Here is a 22,522-nt window from a genome sequence, read left to right on the forward strand (position 1 = left end):
GCCGGGCCTTTCCCTGTGCGGCGGGCCGCCCCGAGGGCCGGCGTCGAGCGCCGCTCCGTGTCACCGCGCCCGTATATCGGGGCTCAGCACGCCCGCTCCACCCCCGGCGCCCCGTCCACCAGCGTGTCGAGGAGGTCGCCCAGTACCTCCCGCTGGCCGTCCGACAGGGGCGAGAGGATCTCCTCCGCGGCGGACCGGCGAGCGCGGTGCAACTCTTCCAGGATCTTGCGGCCCTCGTCCGTGACCTCGATGCGGATGACCCGCCGGTTGGTGGGGTCGGGCGCCCGGCGTACCCGGCCGCTCGCCTCCAGCCCGTCGACCAGGGTCGTCACGGCGCGCGGCACCACCTCCAGGCGCTCGGCGAGATCGGCCATGCGCGGGGGCGCGTCGTAGTGCGCGAGGGTCCGCAGCAACCGGGACTGTGCAGGGGTGATGTCCAGCCCGCTCTGCAGAAGGTGGCGCTTCTGGATGCGGTGCACACGGCGGGTCAGCCGCAGCAACTGCTCGGCGAGCAGGCCGTCGGCATCGGGGGCGGTCATGCGGGAACAATATCAGGATGATGTTCATTGTGAGTATAGGTAACAATGAGCTAGGCTCCGGAATCGCCTCCGCGGGGAACCCGGAGCCGTGACCCGCACCTCGCTGAATCCAATACCGGACGCGCCGCCGAACTCATGACGGAGGACGAAGCAGCGCGATCCGTGACTCACCCCGTAGGAGCCCATGCATCCCGACGACCAACCCGCCTGGACCCCCGCCCGCACCGCGCCCGGTGGTGCCGAGGGGGCCACCGACGCTGCCGCGCCGCGACAGGTCCGCCGCATCCTGAAGCTCTTCCGCCCCTATCGGGGCCGGCTCGCCGTGGTCGGACTGCTGGTCGGCGCCGCGTCGCTGGCCTCCGTGGCGACGCCCTTCCTGCTCAAGGAGATCCTCGACACCGCGATCCCGGAGGGCCGTCTCGGGCTGCTGAGCCTGCTCGCGCTCGGGATGATCCTCAGCGCGGTGCTCACGAGCATCTTCGGCGTGCTGCAGACGCTGATCTCCACGACCGTCGGCCAGCGCGTGATGCACGACCTGCGCACCGCCGTCTACGGCCGGCTGCAGCGCATGTCGCTCGCCTTCTTCACCCGGACCCGCACCGGCGAGGTGCAGTCCCGCATCGCCAACGACATCGGCGGCATGCAGGCGACCGTCACGTCCACGGCCACCTCTCTGGTCTCCAACCTCACCAGCGTGGTCGCCACGATCGTCGCCATGGTCGCCCTGGACTGGCGGCTCACCGTGGTCACCCTGCTCCTGCTGCCGCTGTTCGTGTGGATAAGCCGCCGTGTCGGCGAAGAACGAAAGAAGATCACCACCCAGCGGCAGAAGCAGATGGCCGCGATGGCCGCGACCGTCACCGAGTCGCTCTCCGTCAGCGGCATCCTGCTCGGCCGCACGATGGGCCGTTCCGACTCGCTCACCCGGTCGTTCGCCGAGGAGTCCGAGGCGCTCGTGGACCTGGAGGTCAGGTCGAACATGGCCGGGCGCTGGCGCATGGCCATCATCACGATCGTCATGTCCGCCATGCCCGCCGTCATCTACTGGACGGCCGGCCTCGCGTTCCAGTTCGGCGGCCCGTCCGTCTCGGTCGGCACGCTGGTCGCCTTCGTCTCGCTCCAGCAGAACCTCTTCCGGCCGACGGTGAGCCTGCTGTCCACCGGCGTCCAGATCCAGGCATCGCTCGCGCTCTTCCAGCGCATCTTCGAGTACCTCGACCTGCCCATCGACATCACCGAGCCCGAGCGTCCGGTCCGCCTCGACCAGGTGAAGGGCGAGGTCCGCTTCGACGACGTCGAGTTCCGCTACGACGACGGCAAGGGCGCCTCCGCCGCGATACTCAGCGGTATCGACCTCACCGTCCCGGCGGGCGGCAGCCTCGCCCTCGTCGGCCCCACCGGCGCGGGCAAGTCGACGCTCGGCTGCCTGGTGCCGAGGCTGTACGACGTGACGGGGGGCGCCGTCCTGATCGACGGCGTCGACGTCCGCGACCTGGCCTTCGACACCCTGGCCCGCGCGGTCGGCGTCGTCTCCCAGGAGACGTACCTCTTCCACGCCACCGTCGCCGACAACCTGCGCTTCGCCAAGCCGGACGCCACCGACGACGAACTCCACGCGGCGGCGCGGGCGGCGCAGATCCACGACCACATCACGTCCCTGCCCGACGGGTACGACACGGTCGTCGGCGAGCGCGGCCACCGCTTCTCCGGCGGGGAGAAGCAGCGCCTCGCCATCGCCCGCACGATCCTGCGCGACCCGCCCGTCCTCATCCTCGACGAGGCGACCAGCGCCCTGGACACCCGCACCGAGCACGCCGTGCAGGAGGCCATCGACGCGCTCTCCGCCAACCGCACCACCATCACCATCGCCCACCGGCTCTCCACCGTCCGGGGTGCCGACCAGATCGTGGTCCTCGACGACGGGCGCGCGGTCGAACGCGGCACCCACGAGGAGTTGCTGGAGCAGAACGGCCGCTACGCCGCCCTCGTGCGCCGCGACGCCCAGTTGGAGCCGGCTCGTGACCCCCAGGCCGCCGACTCCCAGACCGCTCCCGGCCCGGAGTCGGACGACGCCCCCGGCGCCGAGTCGGACGACGCCCCCGGCCAAAAGGCTTCGCCGCTGCGGCCGATGGAGTCGACAAGATGAAGATATGTCGGTTTTGACGTGATATGCGGGTTACCGTGCCCGCATGCAGATGAACACTCCGCCACGGAGCACGATTCGACTGACTCGCCGGGGCCGGGCCGCCCTCATCGCGACCGGGGCGGTCGTGGCGGCCGCCGCCGTGGCGGTGCCGCTGCTGAGCGTGGACAGCGGTGAAGGCGGGGCCGAGCGGCCCACGTCGTTGGTGGTCCCGGAGGGCTGGCGAGCCGTGCAGGTCTACGACGCCGTCGACAAGGCGCTCGGCCTGCCCGCCGGATCGACGAAGAAGTCCCTGGCCAAGGCGCGGCTGTCGCTCCCGGCGGAGGCCCAGGGCAATCCGGAGGGCTATCTGTTCCCGGCGACCTATCCCTTGGCGAGGACGACGACGCCGGAGTCGCTGCTGACGTTCATGGTCGAGACCGCGCACAAGAAGTTCAACGGCGGTCAGGTCACGGCCGGGGCGCAGCGCAACGCGATGAACGTCTACCAGGCGGTCACGATCGCGAGCATCGTGCAGGCCGAGGCCGCCACCAAGGCGGACATGGGCAAGGTCGCCCGTGTGGTGTTCAACCGGCTGGAGCGCGGGATGCCGTTGCAGATGGACTCCACGCTCAACTACGCGCTGAACCGCTCCACGTTGGACACGAGTGTCGCCGACACGAAGATCGACAGCCCCTACAACTCGTACCGCCGCATGGGGCTGCCGCCCACGCCGATCGACAACCCGGGCGAGGACGCGATGCGCGCCGCGACGAGCCCGCCGCCCGGGGACTGGCTGTACTTCGTCACGGTCAAGCCCGGCGACACCCGCTTCACGGCGAACTACGAGGAACATTTGCGCAACGTCGCCGAGTTCAATGAGCACCGCGGCAAGCAGCCGTCGGAGTCCGCCGGGGCGACCAGCGGGCAACCCTCACCGGCGGCCGGCTGAGGAACGTGAAGGCCCGCCGCGCCTCCGCCGGTTCAGGCGGCAGCGGTGGCAACGGTGCCCGGCGCGTCCGCCAGGAGTCGTCGGATGTCCCGCACCGCGGCGCGGCCCGCCCGGTTGGCGCCGATGGTGCTGGCCGAGGGGCCGTAGCCCACCAGATGGACGCGGGGGTCGGCGACCGCGCGGGTGCCGTCGACGCGGATGCCGCCGCCCGGTTCCCGCAGCCGCAGCGGGGCGAGGTGGTCGATGGCGGGGCGGAACCCGGTCGCCCAGAGGATCGCGTCGGCGTCCACGCGGCGCCCGTCGTCCCACTCCACGCCGTCCGGTGTGATCCGGTCGAACATCGGCAGCCGGTCCAGGACGCCGTCCGCGATGCCCTGCCGGATCGCGTCGTTCAGCGGCAGCCCCGTCACCGACACCACGCTCTTCGGCGGCAGACCCTGCCGGACCCGCTCCTCCACGAGGGCGACCGCCGCGCGACCGGCGTCCTCGTCGAACGGACCCTCGCGGAACACGGGCGGACGCCGGGTGACCCACGTGGTCGCCGCGGCAAGGGGGGCGAGTTCCAGGAGGTGCTGCGTCCCGGACGCGCCCCCGCCCACCACGATCACCCGCAGCCCGGCGAACGCCTCCGGGCCGGGGTACTGGGCGGTGTGCAGCTGACGGCCCCGGAACGTCTCCTGGCCCGGGTAGCGGGGCCAGAACGGCCGGTCCCAGGTGCCCGTGGCGTTGATCAGCGCCCGCGTCGACCACGTACCGTCCGAGGTCTCCACGAGCAGCCGCCCGCCCTCACCCTCGCGCACCGCGCGCACCTCCACGGGACGCCGTACCCGCAGGTCGAAGGTGCGCTCGTAGCTGTCGAAGTACTCCGTGACGACCTCGGAGGACGGCCGTGCGGGATCGGCACCCGTCAGCTCCATGCCCGGCAGGGCGTGCATCCCGTGGACCTTGCCGTACGTGAGCGAGGGCCAGCGGAACTGCCAGGCGCCGCCGGGGCCGGGGGAGTGGTCGAGCACCACGAAGTCGCGCTCCGGTTCGAAACCGGCGCGCCGCAGGTGATAGGCACCGGCCAGTCCTGCCTGACCGGCGCCTATGACGACCACCTCGACCTCACGCACATTGTTCACGCTTGTACTAACCAGGGGTGGGCCCCGGATCTTCCCCGGCCGGTCAGGAGCCCTCGGAGGGCCGGGGTGCGGTGGTCGACGGCGGGAGGCCACCGTTGAACCGCTGGTCCGTGAAGTCACCGAAGTCGACCTCGCGGGCGATCAGCTTCAGCCGCGTGAAGGTATCGGCGATCTGCTGTTCGGAGGCGATGAGCCGCCCTCCACGGCGACCGCGACCCGGGTCTTGTACGTCCGCTTCACCGCCGCCGGCGCCACATCCTCAGGCAGGCCCGTGTCCTTCGCCCACACCTTTGCCCACTCCTCCTCGTACGCGTACACCCACCGGTAGGCGCGCCGAGCCTTTCGAGGGAGCGGACGATGAAGTCGGCGAGGAGATCGAGGAAGGGCGTAGACGATCAGGCGGGCCACGATCACGTCGGTCCGCAGGGAGTCCCGCCTGCACCATGAGGAAGCCGATGCCGACCCCCGCGTTGATCTGCTCGGCGAAGACGGGCGCGAGCCACGCGATGCCGAGGGAGTAGCGCAGCCCGGTCATCGCCCCGGGCAGCACTCCCGGACCCCGACGTGCCGCACGAGCCCCCAGCGCGACAGCCCGAGGGACTCCCCGGCCTCGATCAGCGGCCCTGGTAGAGGGGTGCCCGAAGGAGAAGGGTCTCGCTCGGTGAGTGAGAGCGGCTTCCCCGTCGTCGTTCTCGTGTCGTCGTTCCCGTGTTGTTGTTTCTGTGTTGCCGCTCCCCTGTCACGACTTCGGCGTGCGCGAGGATGGAGTCATGTCCGATGCCTTCACCACCCGAGTCCTGAACGTCGCCTCCGGCTCCCGTGAGCGGGTCGTCGATCTCACCCGCGACTGCGAGGCGTTCCTCCGCGAGGCGGCCGCCGGCCGGGACGGCCTCCTCAATGTCTTCGTCCCGCACGCCACCGCCGGCATCGCGATCATCGAGACGGGCGCCGGCAGCGACGACGACCTCCTCGCCGCCCTCCACACCTTGCTGCCCGCCGACGACCGCTGGCAGCACCGCCACGGAAGCCCCGGCCACGGCCGGGACCATGTCCTCCCGGCGTTCGTGCCGCCCCACGCCACGCTTCCCGTCGTCGGCGGCAGCCTGCAACTGGGGACCTGGCAGTCGGTGTGCCTCGTCGACACCAACAAGGACAACCCAGACCGCCAGGTCCGGCTGAGCTTCCTCGGTTAGGTGTTGTGGCGGGACTGTAGCGGGAAAGTCCGGCCGCACCGAACGGGGCAGGGAGCGGGGCTGGCGAACTGCTCCCTGGTCCGGCGCCGCCCGACGGTGCCCTCCTGGCGGCGCCGGTTGGAGACCTTGCGCGCCCAGCATGGCCAACCGTCCACTGGTCATCTGGAGTCGTACGAAGGACTGTCTCAGGTGCAGGCTGACTGCCCAGCCAGCCGCACACGACAGCCAGAGGAGCCGGCCACTCGCAGATCGTGGATGAAGCGAACAGTTGCTGTTCGCTTGACAGGCGCAGGGCCGGGCGCGGCAGCGGTGGATCGTCATCGAACGTCACGAAAAGGCGTCAACTGAGTATTGCGCAATTGCGGTCGATACGCTCATCCTCATTCCCTACAGCTGGGGGGAGTTGGCGTGGCGCGTGCGCGTCGTGGTCTGCTGGTCGGGGTGTCCGTCGTGGTGGCGAGCCTGCTCGCTCTCTTGGTAGTCCTGCTGATCAGGCCGGGGGACGATACCGCCGTCGGTGAGTCGAAGGGGGATGGCCGGGCGCCGGTCACCGATTCGCACGAGCAGGCGCAGCAGGTCGCCGCCGCACTGGAGAAGCTCGCTACCAACCCCTCATCGCTGGTCGCGGCCGGCGCCCAGGCGGAGGTCATGGGACGCGCTGCCCAGGGCGTGCCGAAGGGTTCGAAGGTCACGCCAGAACCCGCGACGTGGGCGCCGGACGGCGTGGGAGGCGGGGTGATGGCGGTCACCGTTGCTGCTCCGGGTGGGCCGACGGTGAGTTACGCGGCGGTGATGGTGAACGAGAACGGCGCCTGGAAGGTCCTGGCCACGATGAAGCTGCCCGATGCGAGGCCCACGACGGCCACCCCTGCGGTGGTGGCGCCATGAGGTGCATGCGGACTGGGCGGGCGGTGCTCGCTGCCGTCACCCTTGCGCTCATGGCCGGAAGTCAACTCGGCGTAACGGCAGCAGCCTCTGCCGCACCCATCCGGAATCCTCCCGCAGAGTGGGGCGAGCGGTGCGGGTCGGCGAAGCTCGGGCTGGACAAAGACACTGTCCAGCTCGCGCCGGCCATGCCCAGGGACAAGACCCCCGACGGGGCCCCGGTCGCGTATTCCCCCGACACGCGGGGCACCTACACGCCGATCGTCATGGTGCACGGCTGGACCGGCAGCAGCACACACGACGACGCGGGTCTGGGCGCGTTCTCGCACCGCATCGACCTCACGGCCAACCGACTGGGCAAGGTGACCACCACCCGATCACTGATCGGACAGTTCCAGTCGCTACCCGGCGCGGCGGTCTTCACCTTCGACTACCACGCTTACTCGGCACGTTGGGTCGACGACGCCCACCTGGGGCCCGCTCTGGGCAAAGTCATCGACTGCCTCTACCAGGCCAGCGGCCAGAAAGTAATCGTCGTTGGACATTCGATGGGCGGCCTCATCGCGCGGTACGCGGCGACCCACCCCGGTGTGTCCGGCTCCGACCGGGCGGCCGAGATCAGCACCGTCGTGACCTTCGGGACCCCGCAGACCGGATCGGTTGCTGCACTGCTCACTGAGGCCGGCCTGGACGCCGGTGCGGCGACGAGCGAACTGCTGGCCGTCGTACGGACGATTCTCGCCGCCTGCGGCCAGCTCACAAGCGGCGACATCGTGACGGGGACACTGTGCGATCGGCTCCCCGCACCGGTCAGCGCGTTCGAGTCGAAGGCCGGCCGGGCACTGCGCGCCGGTTCCGCAGAGCTGCGGGCGCTGAAGCCATGGCCGAAGTCGATCAACGTGAATGCGGTGGGCGGGCAGACTCGTTTCCAGGTCCCCGACATGGGTTGGTTCGCGTTGCCGTGGAGCACGAAGTCCGTGGACACTGGGGATCTGATCGTCACGACCGCCTCCGCGTTCCAGGGCGCTGACTCGACCAGGCCGGTCTCCTGTTCGTATCAGCTCAACGCGGTCCGCGGGGCGATGGATTCGCTGGCGCTCACGTTCGGGCTGGCGAGCAAGGCCGATGTCGCCGATGTGCCGTTGAAGGCAATGTCGGGTCCGTGCTTCCACCCCGACCTCATGCGGAGCATCGAACTCACCAACGAGGCGCTGGGGGCGGTGTCGGACGACATCGAGTCCCGCCAGCCGGTGACAGCTAAGAGTCTGCTGTCCGCCCCTGTTCCGGCGGCGTGTGGCCACCGGGCAGGGAAACTCGTCGACGGCAAACTGCCCGGCATCCCCGAAACACATGGGGTGATGGGGCTCAGCTGGGTGGAGACCGATCGGCCTCGGTCTGACCTGCTGGCGTTCGGGGATCTGAACAGGGATGGTGCCAGCGACGCCGCCGCGACTCTCTACTGCAACGCGGGAGGCGTGTCCTGGCCGGAGATCATCGCCTTCTACGAGCGCGGCCCCACGCTGCTCGGGTCCGTAAGCCTGAGCACCATCAACCTGCCCGGACACGACCCCGGTCAGAACGCGCACGTGCATCGCCTGCGGTACACCGACGGCGGTGTCGTCACTCAGTGGTCAACCCAGCAGGACGGTGACCCGGCGGCGAGCGCAACCCTCGACTACACCGCAACGCTCCGCTGGGACGGCAACGCCGTTGCCGCCTCCGGTATCAGCGTCACCACCGAGCGCGCCACGGTGGGCCGCTTCCTCAGCGCTTTGCGCAGGAACGACACCTCGGCCGCGTCCGCGATGGCCGCTCCCGGCGTCGGCGCAAACTCTGCCGAGCGGTTCCGCTTCTACCCTCATGCGCTCGCTGCCGAACCGACGTGTTACGGCCCGAACAGCGACTTCCCGCCGAACGCCGGAGGGTTTGGCGGCACTGGAGTACCGGAGATCGTGGACGCCGAACGCTACTGTCTGCTGCCCACCTCCGCCGAGGGCGGCGAGTACGTCGTGCTCGGCATGGCGAAGACCGGATTTCAGCGCTGGCAGGTTTCCTCGTTCAACGTGACCTGATCCACGCCGGCAGAAGGTCCCGGCCACGGGCTCCGCCCTCATCGCCTCCGGCTCTCCACAGGCCACCCGCCCGAAAAGCGAAACCGCTGTCTCCGAAGGCCGGTAACTCCGTCGTGGGGCTCCGAGTCACCAGGCCAGTGAGGGGCGGCAGCCGGAAGAATCCGGCTGCCGCCCCTCAGCATGACGGGGCAGGGCCGGGACCCAGCGGCGGGTAGGCGCTGGGGGTGGTGTCCTCGCCGAGGACGAGCCCGTGGTCGGGCACAGCCTCACCCCGGCCTGTGTGCGCTGGCAGCCCGCCGCACGCAGACAGCGGAGTCCAATCCGCCTCGGTGAGTTCGGGCGCATACCTGCCTTCCATCCGCAGCAGGCTCTCGGCTTCCGCGCGGATGAGGTCCCGGCCGATCTTGTCGGAGGTGGCCGTTACGGTGCTCCTAGCTGATCAGGGAAGCACATCGTTCGGCCTCTCCGGGGCTGGGCCGGGGCGGGAGGCGCGGATGGGTATGGCCGTGGTGGAGGTCTCGTACGCGGAGGGCTGGGATGCCGACGCCCGTTGCGAGTTCGGGCCGCTGTCATCCGATGAGGCGGAGGCGCGGGACAGGAGCGGGGAACCGTATGTGGTGGTCCGTCGTGTGCCGGGGCGCCCGGCGCCGCTGGAGGTGCACCTCGTGTCCTGGCGCGACCACTACGTCGGGATATGGGCCTACGACGAGCTGGGCCGCCGGACCCACGAGGTGGACCTGAGGCTGCTCGAACCGGACCGCCTGTTCGCAAGGCAGTACCTGGAACGGAGGTACTCCTCCACTGACCAGTCCGACCGCGCGCGCGACGCGTGGCGTCTCACCGTGCACCTCCTTCCCGGTGAGAGGGGAAGGAAGGTGCTCGAGGAGTGCGGTGAGGGTGGCGGATCGTTCCACACGCTCGCCGACGAGCCGGAGCCGCAGCGGTGGTACCCGCGGTCGGGGTTTGGCGTGCATGCGGCCGGGAGCCCGAACCTTTGCGGGTCGGCCGGGCGGGAACGGCCCAGAGTCCTGGACGCCGCCGTCCTACCATCCCCGGCAGCCACCGGGAATGCCGACGGGGAAGTGGGGAAGCGTGAATCCCCGTGGCGGCCTCCCCGCCCGGGGAAGCCAGGGCTGGCTCTGAACGAAGTCTTCCGGTCGGGCACCTGCTTCATCTCGGAGTCCTGGGGCGAGATGACAGTCGCTGAGATCCAGCACATCGCCACTCTCCGCATCCCCAGCGGCCGACTGGTCGTCGCAGACGCCATGGAACAGCACAGCCCCAGGGAACTGATCGAGCGCGTCCCGCCCGGTGAGTATCCCGTGCAGGCCGCCATACTCGTTGGTGAGGGCGACTACCACGGCGAACGGTTCCCGGTCACGGAGCAGCCCGCCGTACGGCTGCTGATCGGCGACGAACCGCCGGTGACCTGGGAGATGGGCCTCAGCGCAGGCGAAGATCCCCGGTTGCTCCTGGACGGCCACGCCTACGGCTTCGGCACCGACGGCGCGGCCGGCAGCTTCGCGGACGCTTCCGGCTGGGCGACGCTGTCCGCGAAGTACCGTCGCTTCCTGATGGACAGGGACAGAAGCGCGGCCGAGAACATCGCGGACGGCTGCATACACACAGCCGACGAGGAATCGGGCGGCGACCTGGTGTCCTTCCACACCGGCGGGGACGGAATCCACCCGGTCTGGCTGGGCCGCTCCGATTCCGGCGAACTGGTCGCCGTCGCGGTGATCACATCATGGCTGGCGGATCTGCGGCCGGCCTGATCGATACGCTTGCGCGTGCCGACGTCCTGACGCGCTGCGGTCGTGCGGAGGAAGCCGACGCGGATCTCGCCCGGTTCGCCACTTCTATCGAGGATTTCGCCCCCAATGGAACGGTGAGCAGCGCCGTTGTGGTGGCCGAACGCCTCGTCAGCAGGTCGGCCCGAATGGCTACGATCGAGGTTGTCCTAACGGAGTTTGGCGGACACCAACAAGGACAACCCCGACCGGCAGGTCCGTCTCAGCTTCCTGGGCTGAGACGACATCACCCCTTCGCCGTCGACGCGTTCGAACCGCACGTCGCGTCGACGAGTCCGAACTGTGCGATTCGGGCCGGTTCATCCAGGTGGTGACGCCGACCGCGTGGCTGTTCACCACGACAGAGGAACAAATCGGTCAGTAATTGGCCAGAAGTCATCGACTCCACCCCTGTTTCGCTCGGTCCCCGGCTGCCTAAGCTCAGCCAAGTTGCCGCGGCAGCACGCGTGTCCCTTGACGACCCAGGAGGACCACCACCATGAACCAGGCCATCACCCACGAAGGCCAGTCCCGCACCGAAGCGGTGTCCACCACCGAGGAGGAGCTCGACCTCGTCATCGGCGAGCTCGAGCAGGAGATCCCGGCCCGCTCCGGGGCGGCGGCCGGAACCTGTATCCGCGTCTACTGCCTCTGACACCAGCCGCGGCCGAGAACGGGCCACGGGCACGGTAGCCAGGTGCCGTCCCGCCGAGTGCGGGGCGGCACCGCGCAGGAAGGACGCCATGACCCAGGTGCTGAGGACGCCATGACCCAGGTGCTGTGGGAGGCCGTCACACCGACCGGTGGGGAGAGCACGCCGGTGGACAGTCCCGCCGTGCGCAGGGTGATCGAGGCCGTGCGGACGGGGAGCGCCGGCCCGTTGTTCCCGCCGGTGCTGCGGTCCCTCGACGACGGCCTGCTCGCCCACGAGCGCTACCTGTCGGGAGAGACGGACGCCGCGCTCTTGACGTCCGCACTCACCGCCCCCCGCTTCGCTCCGCTCCGCACGCTGCTCGACTCCCTCGACGCCTGGTGCCGCCGCACCGCCACCCGCTACCCCACGCTGCTCGCTCCGGGCCTCCCCGACGTCACCGACGGCGCTCTGTTCGGGCCGCTGGTGAGCGAGGCATTCACCGCCTGCGCGGCGGGCGTCGCTCATGCCGCCGAAGAGGAGTGCGCCCGGTGGACGGGCTTTCTCGACCGGTTCCTGGAACGCCTCGGCCGGGACATCGGCACGTCCTGGTTCGGCCACCCCGGCCTGCGGCTGCCGGTGACCGGTATCGAGGCTCAGGGCGGGGAGACCCACAACGGCCGCCGCAGGGTGCTGCGCGTGCGCCTCAGCGGCGGCGGCAGCATCGCCTACAAGCCACGCCCGGTGGGCGGCGAAGTCCTCTTCCTCGCCCCGGACGACTCCGTGTTCTCCTTCCTGAACGCCCTGCCGCCGGCCTCCGGTCCGGTACGCCTGCCCGTGCTGCGCTGCACGCCGGGCTCCGGCCCTGACGGGAGGGAGTACACCTGGCAGGAGTGGATCGAGCCGCCCGCGCAGTGGGGCGTGATCCGCTCGACGCCGGGACGGCGGTTGCACGGCACCCGCCTCGGCCGCCGCCAGGCGGAACGGTTCTGGCACCGGGCGGGCTCACTCGCCGCCGCCGCGTTCCGCTTCGGCATCGCCGACCTCGGCGAGGGCAACCTCCTGGCCGGGACGCGACCGGAGGACGAGGAGCCCCTGCTCCACCCCGTCGACCTGGAGATCTTCCTCACGCCGCTGCGGCGTCTGTACGACACCGGCCTCGTCGCCGACGCCGCCGCCGGGGACCATCACCACCCGGGCTTGGAGGACCGGCCCCGCTGGTGCACGGTCGACGGACCCGTCGCCTGCTTCACCGAGACCGCCGACGGCGGCCTGCGACTGGTGGGGCGACGCCGGCCCTGCACCCGCACCACCACCCGCACGGTCGTCGCCGACACCCAGGGCCGCAGTGGGTACGGCCCCTACCTGCCCTCCTTCCTGCGCGGCATGTTCGACGCCTGGACGCTGATGTCCCGCCACCACGACCGGCTCCGCGCCGTCCTCGACCGGGCCGCGCGGGACGCCTACGTGCGCGTGCTGCTCAAGCCGACGGCGGCCTACACCGAGGTCCTCGCCGACCGCCTCACCGGAACCACCTCCGGGGCCACCGCCCGGGCCGACTTCGGCCCGGCCGAGACCGCCCAGCTCGACGCCGGGGACGTCCCCTACTTCTTCCGCTCCACGCGCGGCGGCCCGCTGCTGTGCGCCGCAGGCCCCGCGCACCTCCCCGTTTCCGCCGAGCCGCACCCCGAGTGGCCACCCTCCGCCGCGGTCGCGAACGACCGGGGCCGCGACCTGGCGGGACTGGGCGTGGCGCTGCGCGACGCCGTCGCGTACGCGTACGACACCGTGGGACCCGGCACGCTGCACGGGGACGGCGTCCGCGTCCAGGTCACCGACCGGCACACCGGCGAGGCCGACTTCACCTGGGCCGAGGCGGGACGGCGCCTCGTCTACACCTGGGACCGGGACACGGTCCGGATCCGCACGGAGCCCTTCACCCGTCCCGCCCCCGCACCGGACGTGCGGCGGCGCCTGCTGCGCACCGACCGGGTCGACGCAGCCCTGCGCGAGCGCTGGGTGGCCTCCGGCTTCGACGACGAGGAGGCCGAGAAGCGGCTTCGTGCCCTGACCACCGCCGGTCTGCGCTGGCTGGCCGACGTCGTGGCACGGCACGGCTGGCCGGGGCGCGCCCTCGTCGGGCCGACCGCGGCGGCCGCCGCCTGCCGTCTCGTCCAGCACGCCGAGGGTCCGCTCGCCTTCCGGCACGAGTGCCTGCAACTGATCGAACAGGCCGCCCGCGACGGGGACCTGCCGTGGCGTCAGGTGGCGTACGTCACCGACGCGCTGCGTGTCGGAGAAGGCCGACCGCAGGTGTACGGGACCAAGTTCCGCATGAACCAGGGGGAATTGGAGCCGTGTCCCATCGAACAGCCCGACCGGGTGGACGAACTGCGACGCAGCCTGGGAATGGAACCGCTCGCCCGCTACGCCGCCCGCCTGCGCCGCCGGTATCCGATCCGGACCTGTTGACCGTGTCCGCCTGGGACGACTTCGCCGCCCACCACTGGGGGCGGCAGCCCGCCGTACTGCCCGCGCCGTGCGGGCCGGCCGACATCGACGCCCACCGCGCGTACACGGTCATCGTCGAGGCGGCGCGCCCCTTCCGGGCCGGCACCCGGTTCCGGGCCCTGCCCGACGTGCGCTTCCTCGTCGAGGACGGACACATCCGGGCCCCGGGCGATCTGCTGCCCGGCCCCGAGGACAGCACGGCCGAGCGGTACGCCGAGCGCGTCGACGCCCGGACGGGCGGGAAGGGCCGGCTGCTCGCCGTGGAACAGCCGCTCCTGCTCGACCACGCCCTGTGGGCCCAGGTACGCGATCTCGTCGCACCGCTGTGGGACCGGATCGGGCACCCCGTGCTGCCGGTCGTCGCCGAACTCGTCCTCGGGGAGCGGATCACGGACGGCGACGGACTGCGGCGCGAACCCGTGCACTCCAGCCTCGTCCGGGTGCTGCACGGCACCGTCACCGCCGCCCCGGAGCGCGCGCAGGACGGGCCGGCCCTGACCGCCCGTGCCGGAGACCTGCTGCACTGGCCGGCCGGACGGCCGCACGTCCTGCGCTACGGCCCGCGGACCCTGGCGCTGCGGCTGCTCGTGCCCGGCGACGCCCGCCTGCTGACCGAGGCGCTCAAGGACGTGGTCGCCGGGATGCTGCACGAGCGGCGCGGCCACGACCGCGTGCCCTACCTGCCGTACCCGCCCGCCGACGGCGAGGCGCAGGTGCCCGAGGTACCCGAACTCGCCGAGACAGGGACAGGCTTGCGCGACATCACCGAGGAGGACCGGCTCGGCCGTGTCCTGCGCATCCTGTGGGCGCGCCGGGTCAGCGCCGCCGCCCTGGAACCCGTGCCCGCCCCGCGGTCCCCCGTCCACCTCGCACCGGCGGACCGGCTGCGGCCGGCCTCGCCCGTCCTGCGCATGCCGCTCGGCGCCGACCAGGCGTCCGTGTGGGCCGTCGACGGCCACGCCTTCTCCCTGCGCGGCGCGCTCGGCGAACGCGTCCTGGACCTGCTGCGGGAGCGCGGCACGAGCACCGTCGCGGACCTGTGCGCCGCGGCGGGGCCCGGCCGCGACGCACAGGTCGTCGCCCTGCTGGAGAAACTGCACACCCTGCGGGGCGTGGACGTGGTCGGGAGGACGGACACGGCATGAGCGAGGAACCGGTCCTGGCGGTCGAGGCGGAGTTCTCCTGGGGCACCCTGGTCGAGCGGTACTGGGACCGGCGCCCGGTGCTGTTCCGGTCCGTGACACCGGCGCCGTTCGAGGCGGCGGAGGTGTTCCGCGCCGCCGTGTCCGGCAGCCTTCCGGCGCACGACGACGGCCGTATGCCGCCCAACGTGCAGTTCACCGTCGAGCGCGTCCAGCGCAACGCCCCCGACGGGATGCTTCCCTCCGGCGAGGACGGCTCCTTCCACGCCTACGACACACGGCTCGCCGCCCGCCTGAACGGCCGTCGGCACGCCCTGGTCGTCAACGGCTTCCACGCCTTCGATCCCGACCTCTGGTCCCGCGAGCGCGCCTTCTTCGCCGACCTCTGGCAGGCCGTGGGTTTGCCGCTGACCGGTGCCATCACCACGTTGTTCCACGGCACCTACGAGCACAGTCCCGTCGGCGTCCACAAGGACCGCTTCGCCACCTTCATGTTCGGCCTGCGCGGCCGCAAGCGGATGCGGTTCTGGCCGCGTCGGCCGTGGGACGAACCCGTGTCCACCAAGACCGACTACGCCCGCCACACCGCCGCGTCGTTCAGCGCCGAGGTCGGCCCAGGCGAGCTGCTGTACTGGCCGGCCGACTACTACCACGTCGGTGAGAGCGCCACCGCCGCCCCCGCGACCAGCGTGAACGTGGGCGTCCCCCGCGACGAGCACCACACCGGCTACGAACTGGAAGACCTGCTCACGGACCTCGACCCGGCCCGGCTCGCCGGCCGCGGCGGCGTGGACACCCTGATGCCCACTCCGGACGTCGCCCTGACCGCCCCCGGCCCCGGCACCGGCGGCTTCCTTTCCCCCGCCCTGCCCGAGGCGCTCACCACGGCCGTGCACGCCCTGCGCGACTACGCCGACCCCGCCCGGATGGGCCGCCGCGTCAGCGTGCTCTCCCTGCGCCGCTGGACCGCCGGCGGCTTCGAACCCGTTCCTCCCGCCGCCGAACGTCGCACCCTCACCGACGCGGACCGGCTGTTCCGCGACCGGCACGCGCGCGTCCTCTGGGCCCCGGACCGCGGCACCGGCACCCTCTACGCGGCGAACGGCCACGAGACCCGCACACCGCTCGGCCACCACGAACTGCTCGGGCTGACCCGCGCGTTGTCCGGACCCGGCCCGTTGCCCGTCGGTGATCTCCTGGCCACTGTCGCGCCGGGCACACGTCGCGACGAGGCCCGCGCCGTGCTGGAGCACCTGGAGAGCTTCCGGGCGGTCGGCCGCGAACCCTTGCAACCGGGGTGAGGCCAGGCGTCGGACGACCCCGACCCTGTGACCCGGCGCAAGAGCTCCGCGTGACCGTCTCAGCAGGTGACGTCGGTGGCGGGCAGGCGGCCGGTGGCCAGGTACCTGTTGACCGTCGTGTCGACGCATGCGCTGCCGAAGACGCCGTAGACGGCGTGCTGGTCCGCGTCGCGGAGGGTGACCAGACGGGAGGAGGGCCACATGCGGCGCACCGTCAGCGCGTTCGCGTGAACGGTGCGCGGGTCACCGGTCGCGTTGACGAGCAGGGCCGGCAGGTCGCCGCGGATCTTCGTCGGGCGCTCGCGCGGCGCGTCCCAGAACGCGCACGGCCCGATGTTCCGGGTGACGGGACCGAACAACGGGTCCTGCGCGCGGGCGCGTTCGATGTCACGCCAGTACACCTCGGGGGAACGCGGCGCGGCCACGTCCCCGCACAGGATCGCCGTCTGGACACTGCCGTACGCGGAGGCCGATCCGTCCAGCAGGAAGCCGAGCGTGGCGGCGAACCCCGGTGAGGGGGTGACCGGGTGGCCGTCGGCGGCGCGTCGCATGTCCCGTACGGCCTGGGCGAGATCCGCGTAGGCGGCGTCGTTGTCCTGGGAGAGACCGCTGAAGACGACGACGGGCAGCACGTGTTCGTCCACCCGGTGCTCGCCGATCACCAGCGGGGTGCGTCCGGCCGCCGCCTGCAGGCCGTCCAGGACCGCCAGTACCTCGCCCCGGGTACGACCCAGACCGTAGGCCGCGTCGCGGGCGGCCGCCCAGTCGGCCCAGCCCTCCAGGGCACGCCAGTTGGCCCGCTCGGTGCCGCGCAGCAGCCGCGGGTTGTAGCGGCGGGGATCGACGAGACCGTCCAGGACGACACGGTCGGTGCGGCCGGGGAACATCGTGGCGTACACCTGACCGAGGTAGGTGCCGTACGAGTAGCCGAGGTACGAGATCCTGCGCTCCCCGAGCGCGGCGCGGACGATGTCCATGTCGCGGGCGGTGTTCCTGGTGGTGGCGTACGGCAGGACGTCGCCCTGGGACGCCCGGCAGCGATCGGCGAGGTCCCGGGCCAGCGCCACCATGCGGTCGAACCCCGCCCGGTCCTTCCCCGCGCCGCGTATGAAGGAGCCGGTGGGCCAGCGGCAGTCGAGCGGCGTGCTGCGGCCGACGAAGCGGGGGTCGACGCCCACCACGTCGTAGCGCTCGCCGACCTGTTTCATCGACGTGCGCACCCACGGCGGGTCGCCGATCGTCTGCCCGCCCGGGCCGCCGCCGTTGAGCAGCAGCGCGCCCACACGACGGTCCGGGGCGGTGGCCCGGATCCGTGAGATCGCGACGGTGATCGTACGGCCGTCCGGCTCGTCGTAGTTCAACGGGACCGTGACGTCGGCGCACCGGGCGCCGGCCTTCTCCAGTTCCTTGCCGGTCTCGTCGTCCGGTCCGAGCAGGCAGCTCTTCCAGTCCAGGTGCTGGCGTTGGTACCGGGCGAGGGGGTCGGTGGCCGCAGCCGCGGCGGGCGACGCGGCGGCGGGTGACGTGACGGCCGTGAGGGCCCCGGCCAGGAGGAGGGCGGCCCCGGCCGCGACGCGCGAGACGAACCGGCGCTGACCGCCGGTGGGGCGGGGGGAGGGGGTCATACGGAGGTCCTTTCGGAAGGGCTGCCCTCGCAGAGGGACTGGTCGACGAGGTCCAGGAAGTCGGACTCGGCCCGGAGCGAGGCGGGCACCTCGTTGAGGGCGACGGCGACGCTACGGCCGCCGGGACCGACGGCGACCAGCGCCCGGTGACCGCCGGGCACCGTGCCCGCGTGCCCCCACCACGTGCCGCCGCAGGACAGCGGGGTCGAGATCAGGCCCAGCCCGTAGCGGGCGCCAGGCCAGAGCCGGTCGGTGTCGACCTGCACCGTCCGTCGCATCTCGGCGAGTTGGGCCGGCGGCAGCAGACGGCCGTCGAACAGGGCGCCGGCGAACCGGGTCAGGTCGCCCGGTGACGAGACGAGGGCGCCCCCGACTCCGCCGAAGGTCATGTTCCATGCCGTGCCGTCGACGCGCCGGCCGTCGCCGTCGGTGAAGTAGCTGCGGGAGTGCGGTCCTCGAAGGCGGACGTCGTCCCCCGGCCAGTGGGTGTCGCGCAGCCCGAGCGGCTCGATGACGCGGCGAGTGATCTCCGCCTCGGCGGGACGTCCGGTGACCTCGCGGACGATCATGCCGAGGACGAGGTAGTTGGTGGTGGCGTAGTGCCAGGTGCCCTGCCTGGTGCGGGGCAGTTCGAGAGCGCGGGCGACGAGGTCGCGCGGCTCGAAGTGGCGGTACCGCCACTGTTCGAGACGCTCCCACTCGGGGGCGTCCAGGTAGTCGGGCAACCCGCTGGTGTGCCGCAGGAGTTGCCGCACGGTGACCGGCCGGTCGTCGGGGCCGCCGCCCGGGATCAGACCGGGCAGATAGCGGTCGACGGGGGCGTCCAGCGCGAGGCGGCGTTCGGCGACGAGTTGCAGGACGACCGCCGCGGTGAACGTCTTCGTCACGCTGCCGGCGCGCAGCCGGTCGGTGGCGTTCATCGGGCGTCCGGTGCGCAGGTCCGCCGTTCCGGCGGCCTCCGTCCACCGCGCGCAGGGCCCGTCGGCCGCGGGGTCGTTCACCAGGACCGCGGCACCGGTGATGCCGTCGTGGTCGGTGAGCACGCGGAGGGCCTGGCGGGTCCGGTCGTGCGTGCCGCAGTCCACGGCGGCGCGAGGGTCCGGTGCCTGCGCGGTCGCCGGGTGGCCGGTGGCGAGCGTCTGGCCGGTGGCCAGCACGACGGCCGTCAGCAGCGCGGCCAGGCCGGCGCGCCGACCGCTCTTCGTGGCGGTCCCCGAGGCGGTCCCCGAGGCGGTTCTCGTAGCGGTTCCCGTGCCGGTTCTCGTGCCGGTTTTCGTGCTGGTCTTCGTGGCGGGTAAGAAGGTTGGCATGCCACAGCACGGTAGGCAGCTGCGCTGCCGTGATCACTCCGGCAGGCATGTGCTTTCCGGCTGACGCCAGCCCGAGCAGCGAGCCGGGAGCGACCCCCCTGGACGGGGCGGCCCGACTGCTGCTACGGGCAGGCGTGTTCGGCGACGGGCCTCCCGGCGGGGCGGCCGCCTCGCGCGACTGGGGCTCAGCGTGACCGGGTGAGCTGTTCGACCCGGTCGTGGAGCCGCTCCACATGCTGCTCGGACTCCGGTTTCATCAGGACGCTGCGGAGGATGCGCGCCCCGTCGGCGTCCCCTCCGATACGGGGGTGACGGGCGGCGAAGGCATCGCGACCGGCCTTGAGGGTGCTCAGGAACACCGGGTCGGGATGGGCCATGCCGTCCGTCAGGACGCGCGCGGACGCGGCGTCGACGGCGGTCAGCGTCGCCGGTTCCACGGCGGGGAAGTAGCCGACGATGTCCAGCTCGGGCCGCTGGTACAGCTCCAGGACGTCGGACGCGTCGATCAGGTCGGCCCAGCGGAGCGCGGCGCGGCGGCCGGCCGCGAGGACCCGGCCCAGACCGGACGGCGTGGGCGGCAGGAGCTGGAAGGTGAGCCACAGGGCGGCGGCGGAGGCACCCGCGCGTGAGCACTCCAGACTGATCTCGCCGAGATGCAGCTCGGCGGAGGTGAAGTAGGTGTAGGGCGAGTCGTGCAGATAGAACCGCCCCACCTCGGGGTCGCGGAAGACGACGGCACCGCACCCGTAGGGCTGGAGCCCGTGCTTGTGCGGGTCGACGACGACCGAGTCGCAGTGGGCGATCGCCCGCCAGGGCTCGGCCGGGAGCCCCTCGGGGCCGTCGGCGCCGGCGAGCAGGGTGAAGAAGCCGCCGTACGCGGCGTCGACATGAAGGCGCACGCCGTAGCGCTCCCTCAGGGCGAGCGCGGAGTGGATCGGATCGACGGCGCCGAGGCCGGTGGTGCCGGCGGTGAGCACGACCGTGCCCACGTCCCCCGTGCGCAGCACGTCCTCCAGGGCGTCGAGATCGATCCGGCCCCGCTCGTCGGCGGGAACCGGGTAGCCCTTCATGCCGAGCACGTGGCACATGCGGCCGTGCGTGTAGTGGGCCTCTGCGCTGTAGGCCACGCCCCGGCCGGGGTGGAGCTCCCGGGCGACGAACAGGGCCTCCAGGTTGGCGATGGTGCCGCTGGTGGTGAGATGGCCGAGGTGGGTGTCGTAGCCGAACATCGCGGCGAGCCGGGCGACGGCCTCCCGTTCCATCGCGGCGGTGGCGGGCCCGCCGTCCAGGGCGTGGTTGTTCGGGTTGATCAGCATGGCGGTGAGCTGCCCGACCACCGCGGCCGGGTGCGGAGGCTTGAGCATCTGCCCCGCGTAACTCGGGTGGAAGAACGGATAGTTGTCCCTCAGCCGCGCGGTGAACTCGTCGAAGACGGCGCCGAAGGTGTCGTCGTCCACGTGCAGGGACGGGTGGGGCTCGTAGGGGCCGAAGGTGTCGGCCCACTTCTGGATCGCGTCGTCGGCTCTGCCCAGCCAGTGCTTCAGGTCCACGGACGTCCCCTTTCTCGGACTTTCCCGGCGGTGCGGTGCGCCCACGATACGATTTCGTTGACTACTCAGCAATTGATTGCTCAGTAATTGAGACGTCGGTAGATGACTGGGCAGTAAAGTAGGCGGGGAGACGAGGCCAGGAGAGGACGCGCACAGATGGATGCCGAGACGCGGCGGGCGGACGAGACGGCCCGTGCGGCCAACAGCCGGCTGGTCCAGGACTTCGGGCTGCTGATCAAGGCCGCGACCCGTATGGAGCAGCGGATCGACGGGGTGCTGCGGCAGGAGTGCGGGATCAGCCACACCATGTTCGAGGTCCTCATCAGGCTCTGCCGGCAGCCGGGCGAGGAGGTCTCGCAGCGGGCGCTCGCCGACGACCTCACCCTGACCAGCAGCGGCATCACCCGGCTCGTCGACCGCATGGAGGCGGCGGATCTGGTCCGCCGGGTGCCGTCGCCCGAGGACCGCCGGAGCGTTCTGGTCGAGGCGACCGCGCACGGCCGCACGGTCTTCCTCCGGGCCGCCGAGGCGCACGGGCAGGTCGTCGAGCGGTACCTCGTGGCGCCGCTGCCCCCCGCCGACTACCGGCGGCTGACCACCTCCCTGAGCGAGATCCACACGGCACTGCGCGAGGACTGATGCCGGCACGGCGCGAGGGCCCCGCCCACTGCGGGCGGCCGCCTTCCGGGTGGTGCGGGAGGCCCTGACCGACGTTCGGCCGTACGCCGCCTGGCCGGCCTGGGGGAAACGGGTGACCGCGCCGGGCGGCGAACCGCACGCGGGACCAGGCGTCGACCGCGGCCGGGAGACCTGCGTCCTCCTCCCGGTGCGCACCACCCGACGTCCGCCGGGCCCGTCACTCCCAGTCGTACGCGTAGGCCGCGACCCACGTGATGTCGAGCTGGGCGCTGCTGCCGGGGGCGGCGCCCGGTCCCTCCAGGGCGCTCTCGTTCTGGAGCACCCACGACAGCGGCCGGTCCGGCACCTCCCGGGTGTCGTGCCCGACGAGCCTGCCGTCGACGAAGAACCGCACCTGACCGGGCGTCCACTCCGTGGACACGGTGTGCCACTCCGTCCAGTCGTCCGCCCCCGGGAAGTAGCCCTGCTCCCCGCCGCCGCACGGATGGTGGAAGGCGGTGAGACCGCCCGTCCACTCACCCTCGGGATGGTCCATCTCGCAGCCCCCGCCGTAGTGGAGCCAGGCGGACTTGTAGCCCGGAGCGAGCGCGGTGACCTTGATACGGGCGCTGTACTTGCCGTACCTCATCTGCATGACGGCACGCGGTACCACCGCGGCGGCGTGCACGGGACCCCCGTCGGCGGGCCGCCACATCCGGATGTACATCCGTCCGTCGCCGTTCTCCGCAGGGCCCACGCTCACGGTGTCCTCCGGGTGGTGGACGCCGACGACTTCCCGGCCGCGCTCGTGGGCGGTGTCGGGCCAGCCGGTCGGATAGGCCCACCAGTTGTCGCGGTACGCGCCGCTCAGGCCACCGCAGTACGCGGCGGACGTGTCGACCTCGTGCGCGCAGTCGGAGAACGAGCCCGACGGCACCCGGTCACCGTTGAAGTCCTCCGCGACGACCTGCCAGAACGGCCCGCAGTCGCCGCGCGGCAACGCCGTGCCCGTGGTGCGGCAGGCGTCCGCCGACACGGGCGCCCCCTCGGCGCGGGGGACGCCGAGGAGGACGGCCAGGAGCATGAGAACCGTCGGCGCCCACAGCGCGCGTCCACGGCGGCCCGGTGCCGCGTGTGCCCCCATCGTGAGCCCCTCT

General features: G+C 71.9%; 17 protein-coding genes and 2 pseudogenes. 11 read left to right on the forward strand and 8 right to left on the reverse strand.

Annotated elements, in window-relative coordinates; all coding sequences use genetic code 11:
• Window positions 1-83: 83 nt before the first annotated feature.
• Window positions 84-539 (reverse strand): MarR family winged helix-turn-helix transcriptional regulator, encoded by a 456-nt coding sequence (locus ACZ4Z2_RS28850; protein ID WP_468079890.1) that lies wholly within the window; start codon window positions 537-539, stop codon window positions 84-86.
• Window positions 540-723: 184 nt separating this feature from the next.
• Here ACZ4Z2_RS28850 and ACZ4Z2_RS28855 point away from each other — a divergent pair, with 184 nt between their 5' ends.
• Both ACZ4Z2_RS28855 and mltG read left to right on the forward strand, forming a co-directional pair.
• The gene (locus tag ACZ4Z2_RS28855; RefSeq protein ID WP_468079892.1) at window positions 724-2,685 is read left to right on the forward strand and encodes an ABC transporter ATP-binding protein; all 1,962 of its coding nucleotides are present in this window, start codon (window positions 724-726) and stop codon (window positions 2,683-2,685) included.
• 43 nt (window positions 2,686-2,728) lie between these two features.
• A complete protein-coding gene (gene mltG / locus ACZ4Z2_RS28860; RefSeq protein ID WP_468079894.1) occupies window positions 2,729-3,613 on the forward strand; it encodes an endolytic transglycosylase MltG in 885 nt (294 codons plus the stop codon).
• A gap of 32 nt (window positions 3,614-3,645) precedes the next feature.
• Here mltG and ACZ4Z2_RS28865 read toward each other — a convergent pair whose 3' ends face one another.
• The 3 genes and pseudogenes from ACZ4Z2_RS28865 to ACZ4Z2_RS28875 form a co-directional block, all read right to left on the reverse strand.
• Window positions 3,646-4,737 carry an NAD(P)-binding domain-containing protein gene (locus ACZ4Z2_RS28865; RefSeq protein ID WP_468079896.1) on the reverse strand — a complete coding sequence of 364 codons (1,092 nt, stop codon included), beginning with the start codon at window positions 4,735-4,737 and terminating at the stop codon, window positions 3,646-3,648.
• A gap of 43 nt (window positions 4,738-4,780) precedes the next feature.
• Window positions 4,781-5,079, reverse strand: a pseudogene (locus ACZ4Z2_RS28870) (ABC transporter substrate-binding protein); the annotation flags it as partial.
• Window positions 5,073-5,355 (reverse strand): annotated as a pseudogene (locus ACZ4Z2_RS28875) (ABC transporter permease subunit); the annotation flags it as partial. The pseudogenes ACZ4Z2_RS28875 and ACZ4Z2_RS28870, both read right to left, overlap by 7 nt.
• Window positions 5,356-5,507: 152 nt before the next feature.
• Between ACZ4Z2_RS28875 and ACZ4Z2_RS28880 the strand changes: the two are divergent.
• The 8 genes from ACZ4Z2_RS28880 (at window position 5,508) to ACZ4Z2_RS28915 (ending at window position 16,262) form a co-directional block, all read left to right on the forward strand.
• Entirely contained in the window at window positions 5,508-5,930 is a 423-nt protein-coding gene (locus ACZ4Z2_RS28880) for a secondary thiamine-phosphate synthase enzyme YjbQ (protein ID WP_055713212.1), read from the forward strand.
• 408 nt (window positions 5,931-6,338) lie between these two features.
• Window positions 6,339-6,818, forward strand: coding sequence for a hypothetical protein (locus ACZ4Z2_RS28885; RefSeq protein WP_468079898.1), 480 nt, complete (start codon window positions 6,339-6,341; stop codon window positions 6,816-6,818).
• 50 nt (window positions 6,819-6,868) lie between these two features.
• Window positions 6,869-8,887: an esterase/lipase family protein gene (locus tag ACZ4Z2_RS28890; protein ID WP_468079899.1), complete on the forward strand. Its 2,019-nt coding sequence runs from the start codon at window positions 6,869-6,871 to the stop codon at window positions 8,885-8,887.
• Between the two features lie 494 nt (window positions 8,888-9,381).
• Complete coding sequence (locus tag ACZ4Z2_RS28895) at window positions 9,382-10,662, forward strand: DUF4241 domain-containing protein (protein ID WP_468079901.1); 1,281 nt, start codon at window positions 9,382-9,384, stop codon at window positions 10,660-10,662.
• A 514-nt stretch (window positions 10,663-11,176) separates the two neighbouring features.
• Entirely contained in the window at window positions 11,177-11,332 is a 156-nt protein-coding gene (locus ACZ4Z2_RS28900) for a hypothetical protein (RefSeq protein WP_468079903.1), read from the forward strand.
• 111 nt (window positions 11,333-11,443) lie between these two features.
• On the forward strand, window positions 11,444-13,780 hold the full coding sequence (locus ACZ4Z2_RS28905) for a DUF4135 domain-containing protein (RefSeq protein WP_468079904.1): 2,337 nt from the start codon (window positions 11,444-11,446) through the stop codon (window positions 13,778-13,780).
• Window positions 13,781-13,782: 2 nt separating this feature from the next.
• Entirely contained in the window at window positions 13,783-14,964 is a 1,182-nt protein-coding gene (locus ACZ4Z2_RS28910) for a hypothetical protein (RefSeq protein ID WP_468079945.1), read from the forward strand.
• Entirely contained in the window at window positions 14,961-16,262 is a 1,302-nt protein-coding gene (locus ACZ4Z2_RS28915) for a JmjC domain-containing protein (protein WP_468079906.1), read from the forward strand. Before ACZ4Z2_RS28910 ends, ACZ4Z2_RS28915 begins: the two co-directional genes overlap by 4 nt.
• Window positions 16,263-16,321: 59 nt before the next feature.
• Here ACZ4Z2_RS28915 and ACZ4Z2_RS28920 read toward each other — a convergent pair whose 3' ends face one another.
• From ACZ4Z2_RS28920 to ACZ4Z2_RS28930, 3 genes are all read right to left on the reverse strand, one after another.
• Entirely contained in the window at window positions 16,322-17,887 is a 1,566-nt protein-coding gene (locus tag ACZ4Z2_RS28920) for an alpha/beta hydrolase (RefSeq protein WP_468079908.1), read from the reverse strand.
• Complete coding sequence (locus ACZ4Z2_RS28925; RefSeq protein ID WP_468079909.1) at window positions 17,884-19,197, reverse strand: serine hydrolase domain-containing protein; 1,314 nt, start codon at window positions 19,195-19,197, stop codon at window positions 17,884-17,886. The genes ACZ4Z2_RS28920 and ACZ4Z2_RS28925 overlap by 4 nt, the downstream gene beginning before the upstream one ends.
• Window positions 19,198-19,382: 185 nt before the next feature.
• Window positions 19,383-20,747, reverse strand: coding sequence for a pyridoxal phosphate-dependent decarboxylase family protein (locus tag ACZ4Z2_RS28930; protein ID WP_468079911.1), 1,365 nt, complete (start codon window positions 20,745-20,747; stop codon window positions 19,383-19,385).
• Window positions 20,748-20,903: 156 nt separating this feature from the next.
• On the opposite strand from ACZ4Z2_RS28930, the gene ACZ4Z2_RS28935 reads away from it, so the two are divergent.
• Complete coding sequence (locus ACZ4Z2_RS28935) at window positions 20,904-21,386, forward strand: MarR family winged helix-turn-helix transcriptional regulator (RefSeq protein ID WP_468079913.1); 483 nt, start codon at window positions 20,904-20,906, stop codon at window positions 21,384-21,386.
• Window positions 21,387-21,603: 217 nt separating this feature from the next.
• On the opposite strand, the gene ACZ4Z2_RS28940 is transcribed toward ACZ4Z2_RS28935, so the two are convergent.
• Window positions 21,604-22,509, reverse strand: coding sequence for a glycoside hydrolase family 16 protein (locus ACZ4Z2_RS28940; RefSeq protein WP_468079915.1), 906 nt, complete (start codon window positions 22,507-22,509; stop codon window positions 21,604-21,606).
• Window positions 22,510-22,522: the final 13 nt, after the last annotated feature.

This window comes from Streptomyces sp. NPDC030183, assembly GCF_055573455.1.